We start from the raw sequence: 17,439 nt of genomic DNA on the forward strand, positions 1-17,439 counted from the left end.
AGTTAAATGCGCTGGATCAGTGTGAGTTCATTGCCTTGTTGCCGGAATTCTAACTGTTTTAGGGCGCTCATACCTAACAAAATCTCTGAGCCGGCTAAATTAGGTACTATGCTGGCTGGCACATTATGTAAGGTTATTAGGCCAAGTTTTAGTTCGGCAATTTCGCTGCGCCAAGCGGTAGTGACACCGTTAGCCGTGGCGACGCGCATCTCGGCGCCCTTAGGCAAGCCTAATTCTGCCGCTGCACTGGCGGAGATCGCTACCGTGGTGGCGCCAGTATCCAGTAAAAAATCGATGGGTTTGCCATTGATCAAAGCGACACCTAAATAGTGCCCTGCACGGTTTCGTGCTAATTTCGTGGTGATTTCATTAGCAGAAACGCTGCTTTGCAGTTGTTGGTTCGGGTTTTGTTGCTTACTCAGATAATCTTGAAAAAACCAAAACAAGGCACCCGCCAGCAGCAGCCAAGTGATCAACGTAAAAAATTTACCAAATGCAGAACTGACTTCAGGTGCTTGCATAAATGTAATCCAGCATTGACAATAGCCCAACAGCTTACTGAGACAGCCGTAAAAAGGCAAAAATTCCCCATGAGTCGCTTTGCAAGCCCCATGCCCCATTTAATTCAACGGCCATGCAGTCATTTTGATGCACGACCGGATGATACTGAAATAAACTTACTGGTGATCCACAATATTAGTTTACCCGCCGGTCAATTTTGTCAGGATCCGCGCCAAAGTTATGTTGATGCCTTATTTAGTGGCACCTTGGATTGTCGCGCGCATCCTAGTTTTGCTGATTTGCAGGGACTGCGCGTGGCGGCCCATTGTGTGATTTGGCGCGATGGACAAATTTTCCAATACGTGCCTTTTGAGATGCGAGGCTGGCATGCCGGTCAAAGCAGTTTTGCCGGTCAGCCAAGATGTAATGACTATTCAATAGGTATTGAGTTAGAAGGCACGGACGAGATACCCTATACTGAACAGCAATATAGTAGTTTGCTGCGGTTAACACGGAGTTTACTGCAGCAGTATCCAGCGATAACCCTGGAGCGGATTGTTGGCCATTGTGATATTGCACCAGGCCGCAAGACCGATCCCGGAGCCGCTTTTGATTGGCAGCGTTATAAACAAGCCCTAAAGGAGAACAAGGCATGACTTTAATTAGTATGTTACTGGCATTAATTATTGAACGGCTTGCTGTACGCAGTGATGCATGGCAAGCCCGACCTTACTGTCAGGCATATTTAAAACTGACTGCAGGCTCAGGATTGAGCAAATTAGCCGAGCATAGCTTAGGTCGCTACCTGTGGCTGCTGTTACCTGGGTTAGTCATTGCTTTGATCTTGCATTTTGTGGATAGCCGTTTAATCAGTTTAATTGTGAATACCCTAGTGTTGTTAGTGGCGATTGGCTGTTGGCATTATCGGCAACTGTATAAGCAGTTTTTGAATGCGCAAGAACGTGGCGATGATGAAGCGGCTTATTTAGCTATGCAGCAAATTCGTCAAGACAGTGCCAGCAAAGTGGATGACAGCAATGGTTTACTGTTGGTCTGGTTAAACTTTCGCTATTACGCGGCGGTTGTGTTCTGGTTTTTAGTACTGGGTGCTTTTGGTGCCGTGACTTATGCATTATTACGTCATGTACAAGAGCAACCTCAGCTGAAAGATGAGCGTGATGATCAGGTTGAGACGGTTGATGCCTTAGATGAAAGCGAAACCGCGGCCACCGACAACTACAGTTCTTTTAACGCAAACAAAGCTGAAGCAACGCCAAAAGATGCCGTATATTATCTACTGTTTTGGGCAGATTGGTTCCCTGCGCGTTTATTCGGTTTAGGTTTTGCGCTAGTAGGGCATTTTTCGCGTGCTTCCAATGCGCTGTTAGGCTATTTCCTCGACTTTACCGCGGATAATCAGCAAGTGATTACTGATGTGGCTAAAGCGGCCGAGCCGATCGTTGATGTCCCTCAGGAAGTCAGTGATGACACCGGTAGTATGGTGCAGCTCGCAAAGCGCAATATGCTATTCTTTTTAGCTTTTACTGCTATTTTGACATTAAGCGGATGGATTAGTTAATCAAAAGTGATTTGCCAAGCAGGGCGCACAGCGCGATAGGGTCAGTGTTCAGTCTGACAATATTGTACTGGCGCCTTTTTTTATACGTAAAGCCTTACCTTGCTGCTCGTTAACTTGTCAGACCATTTAGCTTAGTACCGATTGATGCCACATTTTATCGAGCTAAAACTCTAAATTTTTTTGCTTTTGCTATTCCTTGTAATCTCTGCTTTATTTACATACTGGTGTGAAACTGATAGCCTAGCGCACAATAATGAAAAATTGGTAATACCAATTTACAATGATGCGGCAGCTTGCCGTAAACAGGTAGCAGAACGTTTGACTCGCAATGACTGATTTAAAAATTAAGCCGGCAAAATTGTCTGATCGCATTGTCGAGCAACTCGAAAACCTGTTGCTTGAAGGCAGCTTTTCGCCAGGTCAAAAATTGCCCTCTGAGCGTGAGTTAGCCGAGCGGTTTGATGTGTCACGGCCCTCATTACGTGAAGCCATTCAAAAACTAGAAGCCAAAGGTTTAGTGAGTCGGCGTCAAGGTGGCGGCACCTATATCAAAGATACCTTGGCTGTGGGCTTAACGGATCCGCTGTTTGAGCTGATTGGCCGACACCCTGAATCACAATTCGATCTGCTAGAATTTCGGCATGCCCTAGAAGGCATCAGTGCTTATTATGCAGCGTTACGAGGTACTGAAGCTGATCACATAAAAATCAAAACCTTATACGAAGATATTTGTCGAACGCAACAGCAGCAAGATATAGATGCTCAGGCCATGGCGGTCGGGCAGTTTTATTTAGCAGTCGCTGAAGCGTCACATAATGTCGTATTGCTTCATCTTGTTCGTGGCTTAACGCCGTTAGTTGAGCAAAATGTCCGTTTAAATTTAGCCGCCTTGCAGCACAGTGAAGGCATTGCCGAAAAGCTTAATGAGCATCGGCAACGGTTAATGCAAGCGGTGATAAATGGCGAGCCGGAATTGGCGCGTCAGGCCAGTAATGGTCACTTAGCCTTTATTGAAGAAGCTTTGTTAGAAGTCGGCAAAGAACGTTCGCGGATAGAACGTTCTTTGCGCCGTTCACAGCAAGCATAATTTTTTTAGCACGCCACGGGCGTGATTAACCATAGGAAACCTCGATATGTCTGAAGTCAGTAAGGTTGACATCGACGCTTTAGAAACCAAAGAGTGGCTGGAAGCGTTGGAGTCAGTGGTGCGTACCGAAGGGGTAGAGCGGGCGCAGTTTTTGCTGGAGCAAGTGCTAGAGCAAGCTCGGTTGGATGGTGTGGATATGCCTACCGGTGTGACCACCAACTATATCAATACTATCCCACCACAGCAGGAACCGGCTTACCCTGGCGATGTTAACTTGGAAAGACGTATTCGTTCGGTTATCCGTTGGAATGCCATCATGATCGTGCTGCGTGGCTCGAAAAAAGATCTGGAACTCGGTGGCCACATGGCGTCGTTCCAATCTTCAGCGGCGTTTTACGAAACCTGTTTTAACCACTTTTTCCGTGCACCAAATGAAAAAGATGGCGGCGATTTAGTGTATTACCAAGGCCACATTTCACCGGGTATCTATGCGCGCGCCTTTGTGGAAGGCCGTTTAACGGCTGAGCAACTGGATGGTTTCCGCCAAGAAGTCGATGGCAATGGTTTATCCAGCTACCCACACCCGAAATTAATGCCGGAATTCTGGCAATTCCCAACAGTATCAATGGGCTTAGGCCCAATCGCTTCTATTTACCAAGCCCGTTTTTTAAAGTATTTGCACGGCCGTGGTTTAAAAGATACCAGTGCACAGCGCGTTTATGCCTTCTTAGGTGATGGTGAAATGGATGAGCCAGAATCACGCGGTGCAATCAGCTTTGCCGCCCGTGAGAAGCTAGGCAACTTATGCTATTTAGTGAACTGTAACTTACAGCGCTTAGACGGCCCGGTTATGGGTAACGGTAAAATCATCCAAGAATTGGAAGGTTTATTCCGTGGCGCTGGTTGGAACGTGATTAAAGTGGTCTGGGGTCGTGGCTGGGATAAATTACTGGCAAAAGATACCACCGGTAAATTATTACAGTTAATGAACGAAACCATTGACGGTGATTACCAAACGTATAAAGCGAATGACGGCGCCTATGTGCGTAAACATTTCTTCGGACGTTATCCAGAAACGGCTGCTCTAGTGGCCGATATGACCGATGAAGAAATTTTTGCACTGAAGCGTGGCGGTCATGAGCCATCAAAACTGTATGCCGCCTTTAAAGCCGCGCAAGAGTGTACCGATAAACCCACGGTTATCTTAGCGAAGACGGTGAAAGGCTATGGTATGGGTGATGCCGCTGAAGGTAAAAACATCGCTCACCAAGTGAAAAAGATGGATATGACGCACGTGCTGCAATTACGCAAGCGCCTGGGTTTAGAAGATTACATCACTGAAGAAAAAGTGAACGAGTTATCTTACATCACCTTGCCAGAAGGCTCGCCTGAGTTGGAATACTTACACGCGCGTCGTAAAGCCTTACATGGTTATACGCCGGTGCGTTTACCCAACTTCACCAAACCACTGACACTGCCTGAGCTTTCTGCTTTTGACAGCCTGTTAGAAGAACAAAAACGTGAAGTGTCTACCACCATGGCTTACGTGCGTGCGCTAAATATTTTGTTAAAAGACAAAAATATTGGTCAGCAAATTGTACCTATTATTGCCGATGAAGCCCGTACCTTTGGTATGGAAGGCTTATTCCGTCAAATTGGTATTTACAACCCAGGTGGTCAGAACTACACGCCAGAAGATCGCTCGGTTGTCAGTTATTACAAAGAAGACGTGGGTGGTCAGGTATTACAAGAAGGGATTAATGAGCTAGGCGCCATGTCTTCATGGGTTGCTGCGGCCACTTCTTATAGTACCAACGATTTACCGATGATCCCATTCTATATTTACTACTCTATGTTTGGTTTCCAACGTGTCGGTGATATGGCGTGGTTAGCCGGCGATCAGCAAGCACGGGGTTTCTTATTAGGCGCTACAGCCGGTCGTACTACTTTGAACGGTGAAGGCTTACAGCACGAAGATGGTCACAGCCATATTCTGGCTAGCACAGTACCTAATTGTATTTCTTACGATCCAACTTATGCCTATGAAGTCGCGGTGATCCTGCAAGATGGTATTCGCCGCATGTACGGTGAAGCGCAAGAAAACATCTATTACTACATCACGGTAATGAATGAAAACTACCACCACCCAGCAATGCCAAAAGGCGCTGAGGAAGGCATTCGTAAGGGTATCTACAAGTTAGAATCTTTTAACGGCGGTCGCGGTAAGGTGCAGTTGCTAGGTTCAGGCACCATCTTAAATGAAGTGCGTAAAGCGGCAGATATTCTGAGCAAAGACTATGACGTCGCCTCAGATGTTTACTCCGTCACCTCGTTTAACGAACTAGCCCGTGATGGCCAAGATTGTGAGCGCTTTAACATGCTGCATCCTGATGCGGCAGAAAAAGTGCCCTATGTCGCCACAGTAATGAATAAAGCACCGGCCATTGCTGCCACGGATTACATGAAAAACTATGCTGACCAGATCCGAGCTTTTGTACCTGCTAATGCTTATAAAGTGTTGGGTACTGATGGTTTTGGTCGCTCGGATAGCCGTGAAAACCTGCGTCGTCACTTCGAAGTGAATGCCGGTTATATCGTGGTTGCCGCGTTAAATGAATTGGCGAAGCAAGGCGAGTTGAAAAAAGCGGTAGTGGCTGAGGCCATTAAGAAATTTGGCATCGACGCCGACAAAACCAACCCGCTGTACGCATAAGAGGATTTGTCATGACGATTGAAATTCAGGTACCGGATATCGGTGCAGATGAAGTTGAAGTTACCGAGATCCTGGTGAAGGTGGGCGATAACGTCGCTGCCGACCAATCGCTACTTAGCGTGGAAGGTGACAAAGCTTCTATGGAAGTGCCTGCTGAGCAAGCAGGTGAAGTCGCAGAGATTTTAGTAAAAGTAGGCGACAAGGTGAAAACCGGTAGTCTGATTATGCGCTTTGCGAGTGCGGCTGCCGCAGCATCAGCCAAAGCGGAATCAGCGCCGGCACCCGCAGCAGCAAAAGAAACCGCTGCCACTAGCGAATTAAAAGAAGTACAAGTGCCAGATATCGGCGGTGATGAAGTTGAAGTTACCGAAGTGATGGTGAAAGTAGGCGACAGCGTAAAAGCGGATCAATCACTGCTTAACGTTGAAGGCGATAAAGCGGCGATGGAAGTGCCCGCTCCTTTTGCCGGTGTGGTTAAAGAAATCAAGGTGCAAACTGGCGCTAAAGTGAAAACCGGAAGCCTGATTATGGTGTTTGAAGTGGCAGCTAGCGGTGTAAGTACCGAGAAAGCTGAAACGGCAGCGCCAGCCAAGGCCGAGCCTGCTGCAGTACCCGCTGCCAATGAGTTAAAAGACGTGCAAGTGCCGGATATCGGCGGTGATGAAGTTGAAGTTACCGATGTGATGGTGAAAGTAGGTGATAGCGTAAAAGCGGATCAATCTATTCTTAACGTTGAAGGCGATAAAGCGGCGATGGAAGTGCCCGCCCCGTTTGCCGGTGTGGTAAAAGAAATCAAAGTTCAAGCCGGTAGCAAAGTGAAAACCGGTAGTTTGGTGATGGTATTTGAAGTGGCCGGTAAAGCGCCTGCAGCCAGTGCACCTGCGGCTGAAAAAGCGGCTACACCCGCTCCGGCTCCTGCCAGTTCAGCCTCAGCTGCGGCTAGTACACCTGCAGCGAGCAACGATGGCTTTGTAGAAAACAGTGCCTATGCCCATGCTTCACCGGTGATCCGCCGTTTAGCTCGCGAATTTGGCATTAACTTAGCCAAGGTGAAAGGTTCTGCCCGTAAAGGCCGCATCGTTAAAGAAGATGTGCAGAACTACGTTAAGCAACTGGTGAAACAAGCGGAAAGCGGTAGCGCAGCGAGAAGCGGTACAGCCACTGGCGGCAATAATATGGGGTTCGATTTATTGGCTTGGCCAAAGGTCGATTTTGCCAAATTTGGTGAAGTGGAAGCGAAGCCGCTATCACGTATTCAGAAATTGTCAGGTGCTAACTTGCATCGTAACTGGGTACGCATTCCGCATGTTACACAGTTTGATGAAGCGGATATCACCGGCTTAGAAGAATTCCGTAAAGAGCAAAATGCGCTGGCTGATAAGAAGAAAATGGGGGTTAAATACACGCCGTTAGTCTTCATCATGAAAGCCGTAGCGAAAGCTCTGGAAGAATTCCCCACCTTCTGCAGCTCGCTGTCTGAAGATGGCGCTAGCTTAATCATGAAGAAATACATTCACTTAGGTATTGCCGTTGATACACCCAATGGTTTGGTGGTGCCGGTCGTGCGTGATGTGAACAAGAAGGGCGTGATTGAGCTGTCGCGTGAGCTGCAAGAGATTTCGGTGAAAGCACGTGAAGGCAAGTTAACCTCAAGCGATATGCAAGGGGGGTGCTTTACTATCTCTAGCTTAGGTGGCATTGGTGGTACGGCGTTTACGCCTATTGTTAATGCACCGGAAGTGGCCATTTTAGGTGTCTCAAAATCTGAGATTAAACCGAAATGGAACGGCAAAGAGTTCGAACCGAAGCTAATGTTGCCTTTATCCGTTTCTTACGACCATCGTGTGATTGATGGCGCGTTAGCGGCGCGTTTTACGGCCACTTTGGCGGGTTATCTGGCTGATATTCGTCAGATAATCATGTAATAGCGTGCGGCAGCAGCGTTGAAACACGCTGTTGTCGCGGTTTAGGCGGCTAAAATTGCCGCTTTAGCCAAAAGTAACGCGACATTATGCGGCACGAATGTTAAAATTCAGCCACTTTTTTCGCCTGATAGCCGTGCCCTACACCGCGCTGTCAGAAAACCGACCCGATGATAAAAGGTAAAATGATGAGCAACGAAATTAAAACCCAAGTGGTAGTGCTGGGCGCTGGCCCTGGCGGTTACTCTGCGGCCTTCCGTGCGGCAGATTTAGGCTTAGAAGTGACGTTAGTTGAAGCACGCAGCACCTTAGGTGGCGTGTGTTTAAATGTTGGCTGTATTCCGTCTAAAGCGCTGTTACACGTTGCAAAAGTGATTGATGATGCACGTGATATGGCATCTCATGGTGTGACCTTTGGGGCACCAGAAATCGATTTAGATAAAATCCGTGCGTGGAAAGACAAAGTGATTGGTCAATTGACCAATGGCTTAGGTGGCATGGCAAAAATGCGTAAAGTAAAAGTAGTGAACGGCTACGGTAAGTTCACGGGCGCAAATACCTTACAAGTTGGCGACACCACCATTACATTTGAACAGGCGATTATTGCTGCCGGTTCAGAGCCAGTGGCATTACCCTTTATTCCAAAAAATGACGACCGTGTAATCGACTCTACTGGCGCACTGGAATTAAAAGATATTCCTGGTGAAATGCTGGTATTAGGTGGCGGTATCATCGGTTTAGAAATGGGTACTGTTTACCGTGCGCTAGGTTCTAAAGTGTCTGTGGTTGAGTTTGCTGATCAGTTAGTGCCTGCAGCAGATGCCGATATCGTTAAAGCGTACACCAAGTACAACAGCAAAAACTTCAATATCATGTTGTCGACCAAGGTGACTGCGGTTGAAGCCAAAGATGATGGCTTGTATGTCACGTTCGAAGGTAAAAACGCACCGAAAGACCCAGTACGTTACGACAAAATCTTAGTCGCGGTAGGTCGTAAGCCTAACGGTAATTTAGTTGATGCGGCAAAAGCCGGTGTTAATGTTGACGAGCGTGGCTTTATTAATGTTGATAAGCAACTGCGTACTAACGTTGGCCATATTTATGCTATCGGTGATGTCATTGGTCAGCCGATGCTAGCGCACAAAGCGGTACATGAAGGTCACGTAGCGGCTGAAGTCATTTCTGGTTTAAAACACTTCTTTGATCCACGCTGCATCCCATCAGTAGCCTACACCGACCCAGAAATGGCCTGGACAGGTGTCACTGAGAAAGAAGCGAAAGAGCAAGGCTTAAAAGTAGAAACGGCGACCTTCCCTTGGGCCGCTTCTGGCCGGGCGATTGCCTCAGCACGCACTGAAGGCTTCACTAAGCTGATTTTCGACAAAGAAACGCACCGTATCCTCGGTGGCGCTATTGTCGGTATCAATGCCGGTGAAATGTTAGGTGAGATTTGTTTAGCGGTTGAAATGGGTGCTGATGCGGAAGATATCGCGTTAACTATTCATGCTCACCCAACGTTGAATGAGTCTATCGGTTTAGCGGCAGAGATCTACGAAGGTTCAATCACCGACTTACCCAACCCGAAAGCGAAGAAGAAGTAATTGTTTCTTCACTAAAAAAGGCGCCGTTCGGCGCCTTTTTTGTGTCTGATGCCTAAGTATTTAAGCTTTAGCAACAAAACAATGCTGCTTCACGTGTTCTGCAATGCCTACACCGGCTTCAGACATGGTTAAGTAGGTTTGATCGGCACCCGCGCTGATAATGTCTTTGGCTTCATCATCGTGCATACTGTGTGAAACAATAAAACCGCTAAAACCAAAGTCACGGAGTTTTTTCGCAGCGATAGATTTGGCCTCAACGTCGTTCATACTAAGGATCACCGCTTTGACTTGGCCAAAATCTAAGCCCTGCCAGAACACTTGATCTTCAGCATCAGCATAAAAAATATGGATGCCTTTTTCCTGATGTGCCGCCACTTTGGCGGGGTCGGAATCCATGGCAATAATTTTGTGTGAATTAATTAAATAGCTATAGGCCGAGGTGCCAGTACGGCCCATGCCCATAATCAGTACCTCTGCATCGCCAAGCGACACCGGTTGCTCATCGGGGTGGTGGCTGTTACGTTCAAATTTAAGTAATCGATGACATAGTTTGTCATACAACGGGTGCGCAATACGATTCAGTGGCGCAGAAATAACAAAAGATAATGCCACTGTAAGGGCCAGTGGGATCAGCCATTCAGGTAACACTACACTGGCGACAATTAGGCCGAATTCACTGTAGTTAGTTAGGCTGATACTGGTTAAAAAAGCACTGCGCGCTCTTAATTTAAACATCACTAGCAGTAAGAAGAACAGAATAGCTTTCAGCGGTAACAGTAAGGTCATGACCCCGGCAAATAACCAAGCATTTGCGTCTGGTAAGCCATCAATGCCTATTTGTAAAAAAAAGCCAACAAGGAAAAATTCTTTAATACTCCACAGTGACTTTGACAGTTCGCCGGCTCGAGGATGTTTGGCTAACATGGCACCAAATACCAGCGCACCAAGCTCAGAGCTTAATCCGACCAATTCAAAACCTTGGCCACCAATCACTAAAGCTAAAAGTAAGCCAAATAAAATCAGTAAGTCTTCATGGCCACTGGCGTCTAGCAGTTTATAGAATATTGGACGCAATAACGGTAAACCAAAGACTAACAGTGCCCAAGGTGAGGGTGTAGTGCCACTGGCTAAGCTCATCACTAACAGGGCCAGTAAGTCTTGCACAATTAAGATACCGATAGCCACGCGACCATGAAAAGCACGTAGTTCACGTTTACTTTCTAACACTTTAGCGGCAAGTACGGTGCTAGAAAAGGCTAAAGCCACTGCCAGCATCAGTGCTTGATACCAGGTCACGTCAAAGATAAACAGCGTTGCTGGCAGGATGAGTACAATAGATAACGCAAAGTGTAAGGTGCTGCCACCGAGTACTTCAGGTTTGCTTAAACTGCGGACATTAAGCTTTAAACCCACCGTAAATAACAGCAGTAATACGCCCAGATGGGCAATATGATGAATAATTGAAGGGCCTTCTGGCGGCATACTGATATTGGTAGCCGTAGCGGAGATAGCGAAACCTGCGATTAAGTACCCTATTAAAGGAGGCAAACCAATAGCCCGAACTACAAGGCCAAGCGAAAAAGCAAATCCTATCCAAATTGCCTCAAGCATGCTTATTCCTGTTTTATTACTGCGGTTAACATTAAGAATATCTTAAATTATTCAAAGATTAAAATGATTAGCCCGCAGATTAGACTTTTGTCGGGCAGTTGCTAACGTCAACACGGTGAATCTCAACATTATAGGTCTTGAGTAACAAGATGTTGATAGTGTTGGGTTTGGTTACGGCCTTGCTTTTTCGCTTGATACAGCGCGTTATCTGCTTGGGTGATGAGATGTTGCCAGTCTGGCTCGCCATCAGTATAAGTGCTAACACCAACACTAACAGTGGCTTTGGCTTGCGGGCAGTCAATGGCGCAGCTTTGCTCCACTTGTATTCTGATGCGCTCAGCAATGTGCAGCGCGGCCTGACTATCGGTATTTGGTAAACAGATTAAAAACTCTTCGCCGCCATAGCGAAAAATGGAGTCATAACCACGCAGTTCCGATTGTGCGACATAAGCGATATGTGCAATCACCCTATCACCGGCAACATGGCCATAGAGATCATTGACCTGTTTAAAATGATCAATGTCTAACATAACGAGACTACAACATTGCTTCAGACGTTGGCTACGTTGTAGTTCGGTTTGTAATTTTTCGTTCAGCAGCCAACGGTTAAACACACCAGTCAAGGCATCACGATCAGCAATGTGCTGCAAAGCGATATGCTGCTGTCGATAGACTAAATACAGGCAACTACCAAAGGTTAGCAGGCTAAAAGCGGTGATAGCAAAATAGCCAAGCCCAATCATTATTTGGCTGGAATGTTGCGTAAATATGCCTGATAAATCGAGTGAAAACAGAATGTAACGGCTGCAAAGCTGAATAATATTAAAAAGAAAAGCCATACTAAAACAGATATATACAGCGCGCAGCTCACGGTTTTTCTGGCGAATTAATAATCGCAGCGCCATAACGTTTAACACAATACTAATGGGCAAATTGAGCAATAAACGATTGGCCGAAGAGGCTTGTGCCAATTCGGTTAGGTTGATGGCATAGGTTAAAATGACAATAGCGAGTAACCAGCCAACCTTAAATTTGCGTTGTGTTTGTTCGTAAAGCCCGGCCAACAAAAATAAATAGATACCCATGTAACAGGTGTTGGGTATAGCCGGGTTGAGCCAATAGGGGAGATCAAAACCGGAACGGCTGAAAATACCAATTGTTGAGTTTATCCATAAACAGCTGCTCGCAAAAAACCAATACAGTAAAAACAGCTGCTTATTTTGTTTGTATAACAGAATAAGCAGGAAGCTGGCGGCGATCCCTAAAAACAGATTGACGTAATTCAGGGTCAGGATGTCCATACTTGCTGCTCCTGCGGCTAATCCAACATTTAATGTAACACAGTATTGGGTAATGAGTATGGCAAACAATTCAGACGGTAGAAGCCATTAGGGTAAGTGACAGCGGCGATGACTCAACAATCATCGCTATGGGTTATCAGCTTTATCTTTGTTAGGAAAGTTCATTACGGCAGCAGCATAACGTCGAGCCTTGCTTTAATTGCTGCTGTCGCTGTTCGATTATTGATGTTTGCCTACTGTCCAATTATCGCAGGCGAGTAAGGCTGTAGCAGAGGTAATCGCACCTTCTTCTAGAGTGGTTGCCATGGAGTCATTCCAGCGATTGAGATAACCAAACAATGCAATAACGCCCATCATTTCCACAATTTCGCCGTCATCCCAATGTTTTTTCATTTCAGTTTGGATAGCCTCATCAACCGCGTTAGGCACTTGCGAGGCAGCGAGTGATAACTCAAGAGCGGCACGCTCAGCCGCTGAAAACGCCGGATGGCTGCGAAATGCCCAGATATTTTCAAGTTGTTCTTCAGCGGCACCATAGCGCTCTGCGGCACGAATGGTATGGGCCTGGCAATAACGACAACCGGTAGCGTTACTCGATACATAAGCAATTAAGCGCTTCAGGGCAGAAGTTACTCGGCCTTGATTCGCCATGACTGCCATATTTAATTGGATAAACGCTTTAGCAATGGCGGGGCGGTGGCTCATGGTCAGCACCGAGTTAGGGCAAAAACCCAGTGTTTCATTAAAAAACGCGGCTAACTCAGCAACGTCGGGGTTAGCATCGGCGGGTAGAGGGGGGATAAAAGCCATAGGGACAGTTCCTGTTGTTATTAGAATATGCGCATTCGGCGATTGATCAAAAAGAGCCTATGCCAGTGGCGCGTAGTTCATGCATTTACGGGCGTGGCAGCGCTTTACGTGGTCGAAATCGCTGCCACAGTAAGACAAAACCGGTCAAGCTAAAGAATAGCGCACTGCCAGAAAAGCCGATCAACAACGGAGTGTTAAAGTTACTGCGTTCTTGATAATCCATAATATGTAGCATCCAGAAAAAATCGAACAGGCGCCAACTGTCTGTTCGAACACGACTAATAGCGCCCGAGGCGGGATCGAGATAAAAACGGCTATTGTCCTGATCATCAAACCTCACCAACCAAAGCGGGGCATGCAGTTGTTGCACTTCTTGGGGCAGCGTTAACAGTAATTCTGTGCTTTGCAACTGACCCGTACCTTGATACTGCGCAAGCGCAACCTGACGGATCTGTGTTTCGGTTAATGGCGGCAATAGTGCACCGTTGATCGCGCTATAGCGAAAAAGCTGATCTTGCTCGGCGACAACATAAACGGGGAGTACCGTTAGCTTTTGCTGTTGCAGGCTAAGATGCTGGCTTAAGCTCAGGTTAGCCGCGTTACTATGCTGCTGTAATAGTTCTGCAGGGCTTACTTGGGCGTGATGCCAATCGGCGCTTATGTTAAGCCGTAAATGCTCACCACGTACTTGCTCGATGGGTAGGATAGCCATCACTAAACCACTTAAAAACCATAGCGTTATTTGCACCGCTAGCAATAAGCCAAGCCAATTATGCAGCTTACGACAAAAAATAAGCATAGTGTTAACACTGAAGAAATGATGACTTATAACAGCAGATATAACCCCGTGCTGTAAAGTCCTAACTTGAATTGACTGCTCTTACCTGTCTCTGAGTGTGGTCATACCTGTACCGGAGTGCGGTTGGACCAGTGTGGTGGGCAGGAAGAGCAGTTTAGGGGGCTGGGTTATTCGATAAAACGATCACCTAGCAAGTTGGCGCCGAGATGGCCGGTTTTAACGTAAATTAGCGCGCCTTCTTCACGCGTGAAAGGGCTGTGGGTACTGTAGCGTGGATTGCGTAGCCAGCTACCGGCAGGGTATTCGCCGTGTTCATCACAGAATAAGCCTTCTAACACCAAAATTTCCTCACCACCCGGATGGGTATGCGGATTAAATTGTGTGTTAGGGGCCCAGCGTACTAAAGCGGTGTTAATGCCATCATGTTCATGCAGAGGCAATACAGATAAACCGGGAACCATGCCTTGATACCAGCTGGCTGAGGCAGTTTGCTTAACCAGTTGCGTGGTATCGTCGGCGGCAAATTGCCAAAGTTTTACCAGTAAAGTGCAGCCATCACGCGAAAAGGGTTGATGGGATGAACCGGGTGGGTTGCGAAGATAAGTCCCCGCAGGATAGTCGCCGTGCTCGTCGCTAAAGATCCCTTCCAGCACAAAGATTTCTTCGCCACCATCATGCCGATGGCTAGTGTAACCTGCGCCAGCAGAATAACGCACAATGCTGGTTGCTCTGGCCACTTCAGCACCGGCGCGATCCAACATCATACGGCTTACGCCAGCGAGCGGCGAAGCGACAAAACGATAATCGCTTGGTCGCACCACCACCCGTTGGCTAAAGTCATTATTCACTTGCATCAGGTATTACCCGAAATGACAGAAACACAGTTTATTACCATCAGTATCACGCACATAAGCACCGTAGAACTTGCCTGGGATGCGTTGGCCCGGTGCACCGTCACAGTGGGCGCCTAAGCTAATGGCTTTCTGATACAGTGCATCGACTTGCTCTTTTGAGCCCGGCGAAAAAGACACCATATTGCCATTACCCGGGTTTGGTGCTTCTTTATTAAATGGCACGCAAACACTTAGCATCGGTTGTGCCATGCTTTTGCCGAAAAAAACGATGCGCTCCATATCCATCAAGGGTTTAGCGCCTAGCTCGCCAAGTAACTCGCCATAAAATGCTTTGGCTGCACTCAAATCACTAACGCCTAAAGTAATGTAACTGATCATGTATAGCTCCAAATTTTCGTTAATGGGAAATCACTAAGCATCTTACGTTAAACTCTCTAAAATAGTGCACAGCTTATTTAATTAAATGCTTGCTAATGTATCTAAGACTTATCTCAACTCGCTAAGTGTAGACGATGGCCATAATATTGTGCTGAGGTCGCTATAGCTGTAAGGCAGATCAGGCTATAGTGAGCAGTATTCGCCAAGGCGACTTGATAAGGACACCCTATGCGTTTTTGGACTTCGTTAAGCCGGCTGCAACAACGGCTTGCTGCCTTGTTTTTGCTGATCGCTCTTGCGGCTTTGCTCTACACTGGCAGTTTACAGCAGCAGTTAGTCAATCCAGTATTGGCGCCACTTGATCAACAAGCGCAGCAATTATTAAAACGAAGCCTGTTATTAAGCAGTGCTTCTTTTGCCACCGCGCGTTTAATCGACCGCGGAATTGCGTTTGTATCAGAAGCGCAATTTAGTGTGGGTGTGGCCAGTATTAAACCCGGACAAATGCTAAAGCCGCTGCAGGATATGGCAGTACGTTATTCCGATTTAATGGTGTTGGCGATGACGTCGATTGGCTTGCAGTTATTTTTATTAGAGTTTGGCAAGCTCGCAGCGTTACCGTTATTTGGTAGTGGTGTTTTACTCAGTGCTGTTGTGCGTTTGTTTGGGCCGAGCAGCTGGCGCGAGGCAGCAACCTATTTATTCAGGATCTTTTTAGCTTTGTTATTGTTGGTCCGCCTCGGCGTGCCGATGGCCGCCGTGGGGGTAGTAAAGTTATCAGATTGGGTTATTGAACCACAACGTCAAGTTGTTGAGCTAGCGCTCACCACCGAAACCGCACCTTTGCAGCAAGTGGAGCAACCGCTAGGCGCACCCGATAGCGGTGCTTTGGCCTGGTTAAAACAATTAGCCGCCAATGCGAATGACCTATTTAATGCGGTGAAAAACTTCTCCGATGGTATGGTTGAAAAACTCATTCAACTGATCGTGTTATACAGTTTGCAAACCCTTATTTTTCCGCTGTTATCGTTATATTTATTGTGGCAGGCGGGCCGCTGGTTTGTTAGGCGTCCGCTACCGGCTTTTCGCCAAGCACTAGCGGCGCAACCACAAACTTAGAGGTATCATGCTATAGCGACCACGTGCCTAATGCGCATCGTGGGCTGCTTTGCATTTTTTAGGCAGTATCGGTTAATGTAAAAGCATGTTAAAAATGGATATACCGCAAAGGAGTTTGCATGTTAAAAGCGCATATTACACCTTACGCCAAAATGGCTTTGCTATTACTTGGGCTTAGTAGTTTAGTCGGTTGTGCGCAGGTATTAGCTCAGCGTATTCATCAAAGCAAAAGTTACGCTGCCCCAGCTATTAAGCCTGAAGTTTTGCAGCGGTTAAATCCTAAGTTGCAACAGATCTGCGTTGGCAGTGAGCTTTGTATGCGTTATTGGCAAATACAGCCTGCGGCTGAACCTGCTGAGCGGTTAAAGTTCAGTATGAATGCCGAAGTCAATGCGGCGAAAAGTGTTTTAGCATTAGAAATTAACCGAGCCGACCTGATACCGCGCCAAGGTACCGTGTTATTGTTACATGGTTATCGTGGCAGTAAGGAATGGTTAGCATTAAGTGCGTTATATTTTCAGTATTTAGGCTTTGAAGTCTTGGTGCCTGATCTGCTGGGGCATGGCGAAAGTGATGGTGATGTTGCCTTTGGCGTAGCTGATGCTGAATTTTTACAACAGCTGACAGCAAAGCGCATAAGTGATGGCCCTTTACTTATTGTAGCGAACTCGATGGGCGCACTCAGTGCCGCTCATTTATTGGCAAGCAAACAAGAGGTTGCCGGCGTCATGCTACAAGCGCCGATGCAGTCTTTTGATATGGCTTTGCAAGGTTATGTTGCCATGAGTGAGCGTTGGTATCGCAAGGCTTTTTCAGAGCAGCAGCTCGTTGAGGCTGCTGAACTCGCCTTGGCTAAAGCCGGAGTTAGCGTGGCGCAAACCGATTTGCAACATTATAAAGCCCATTTCACCATGCCAACATTGATCTTAACGGCAGATAACGATTTAATTGCCCCTTATCAATTTTATGCTGGCTGGCAAGAGCCGCAGTTTTATGTAAAGCGAGTTGCGGATCGTCATCATGCTTTGATGAGTGTGATAAGCCAGCAAGAACACGAATGGGTGCAACAATGGTTAGCGTTAATTCCTGCTACACAATTGCGTTAAACCAAAGGCTAGCGTTTGTGCTCAATCTTTTTCGTAAGCTTCGCACCATAGCCTTTCA

At 46.8% G+C, this 17,439-nt stretch carries 15 protein-coding genes; 8 read left to right on the forward strand and 7 right to left on the reverse strand.

Going from position 1 to position 17,439, the window contains the following annotated elements:
• Positions 1–2: 2 nt before the first annotated feature.
• On the reverse strand, positions 3–521 hold the full coding sequence (locus JAO78_RS13825; protein ID WP_226751955.1) for a retropepsin-like aspartic protease family protein: 519 nt from the start codon (positions 519–521) through the stop codon (positions 3–5).
• Positions 522–590: 69 nt separating this feature from the next.
• Here JAO78_RS13825 and ampD point away from each other — a divergent pair, with 69 nt between their 5' ends.
• The 6 genes from ampD (at position 591) to lpdA (ending at position 9,403) form a co-directional block, all read left to right on the forward strand.
• Positions 591–1,157, forward strand: coding sequence for a 1,6-anhydro-N-acetylmuramyl-L-alanine amidase AmpD (gene ampD / locus JAO78_RS13830; protein ID WP_226751956.1), 567 nt, complete (start codon positions 591–593; stop codon positions 1,155–1,157).
• Entirely contained in the window at positions 1,154–2,080 is a 927-nt protein-coding gene (ampE, locus tag JAO78_RS13835) for a regulatory signaling modulator protein AmpE (RefSeq protein ID WP_226751957.1), read from the forward strand. Before ampD ends, ampE begins: the two co-directional genes overlap by 4 nt.
• 328 nt (positions 2,081–2,408) lie before the next feature.
• A complete protein-coding gene (gene pdhR, locus JAO78_RS13840) occupies positions 2,409–3,167 on the forward strand; it encodes a pyruvate dehydrogenase complex transcriptional repressor PdhR (RefSeq protein WP_226751958.1) in 759 nt (252 codons plus the stop codon).
• A 46-nt stretch (positions 3,168–3,213) separates the two neighbouring features.
• Entirely contained in the window at positions 3,214–5,880 is a 2,667-nt protein-coding gene (gene aceE, locus JAO78_RS13845; RefSeq protein ID WP_226751959.1) for a pyruvate dehydrogenase (acetyl-transferring), homodimeric type, read from the forward strand.
• A gap of 11 nt (positions 5,881–5,891) precedes the next feature.
• The gene (gene aceF, locus JAO78_RS13850) at positions 5,892–7,805 is read left to right on the forward strand and encodes a pyruvate dehydrogenase complex dihydrolipoyllysine-residue acetyltransferase (RefSeq protein ID WP_226751960.1); all 1,914 of its coding nucleotides are present in this window, start codon (positions 5,892–5,894) and stop codon (positions 7,803–7,805) included.
• 185 nt (positions 7,806–7,990) lie between these two features.
• A complete protein-coding gene (lpdA, locus tag JAO78_RS13855; RefSeq protein WP_226751961.1) occupies positions 7,991–9,403 on the forward strand; it encodes a dihydrolipoyl dehydrogenase in 1,413 nt (470 codons plus the stop codon).
• Between the two features lie 60 nt (positions 9,404–9,463).
• Here the strand turns inward: lpdA and JAO78_RS13860 are convergent, their stop codons facing one another.
• From JAO78_RS13860 to JAO78_RS13885, 6 genes are all read right to left on the reverse strand, one after another.
• A complete protein-coding gene (locus tag JAO78_RS13860) occupies positions 9,464–11,014 on the reverse strand; it encodes a cation:proton antiporter domain-containing protein (RefSeq protein WP_226751962.1) in 1,551 nt (516 codons plus the stop codon).
• Positions 11,015–11,142: 128 nt separating this feature from the next.
• Positions 11,143–12,315 carry a GGDEF domain-containing protein gene (locus JAO78_RS13865; protein ID WP_226751963.1) on the reverse strand — a complete coding sequence of 391 codons (1,173 nt, stop codon included), beginning with the start codon at positions 12,313–12,315 and terminating at the stop codon, positions 11,143–11,145.
• A gap of 219 nt (positions 12,316–12,534) precedes the next feature.
• Positions 12,535–13,125 carry a carboxymuconolactone decarboxylase family protein gene (locus tag JAO78_RS13870; protein WP_226751964.1) on the reverse strand — a complete coding sequence of 197 codons (591 nt, stop codon included), beginning with the start codon at positions 13,123–13,125 and terminating at the stop codon, positions 12,535–12,537.
• An 85-nt stretch (positions 13,126–13,210) separates the two neighbouring features.
• The gene (locus JAO78_RS13875) at positions 13,211–13,924 is read right to left on the reverse strand and encodes a PepSY domain-containing protein (protein ID WP_226751965.1); all 714 of its coding nucleotides are present in this window, start codon (positions 13,922–13,924) and stop codon (positions 13,211–13,213) included.
• Positions 13,925–14,091: 167 nt separating this feature from the next.
• Positions 14,092–14,778 (reverse strand): cupin domain-containing protein, encoded by a 687-nt coding sequence (locus JAO78_RS13880; protein ID WP_226751966.1) that lies wholly within the window; start codon positions 14,776–14,778, stop codon positions 14,092–14,094.
• A gap of 6 nt (positions 14,779–14,784) precedes the next feature.
• Entirely contained in the window at positions 14,785–15,156 is a 372-nt protein-coding gene (locus JAO78_RS13885) for a VOC family protein (RefSeq protein ID WP_226751967.1), read from the reverse strand.
• A 228-nt stretch (positions 15,157–15,384) separates the two neighbouring features.
• Here JAO78_RS13885 and JAO78_RS13890 point away from each other — a divergent pair, with 228 nt between their 5' ends.
• Positions 15,385–16,275 carry a hypothetical protein gene (locus tag JAO78_RS13890; protein ID WP_226751968.1) on the forward strand — a complete coding sequence of 297 codons (891 nt, stop codon included), beginning with the start codon at positions 15,385–15,387 and terminating at the stop codon, positions 16,273–16,275.
• 119 nt (positions 16,276–16,394) lie between these two features.
• A complete protein-coding gene (locus JAO78_RS13895; protein WP_226751969.1) occupies positions 16,395–17,381 on the forward strand; it encodes an alpha/beta hydrolase in 987 nt (328 codons plus the stop codon).
• Positions 17,382–17,439 lie beyond the last annotated feature (58 nt).

Source organism: Alishewanella maricola (genome assembly GCF_016343785.1).
Classification (GTDB): Bacteria; Pseudomonadota; Gammaproteobacteria; order Enterobacterales; family Alteromonadaceae; genus Alishewanella; species Alishewanella maricola.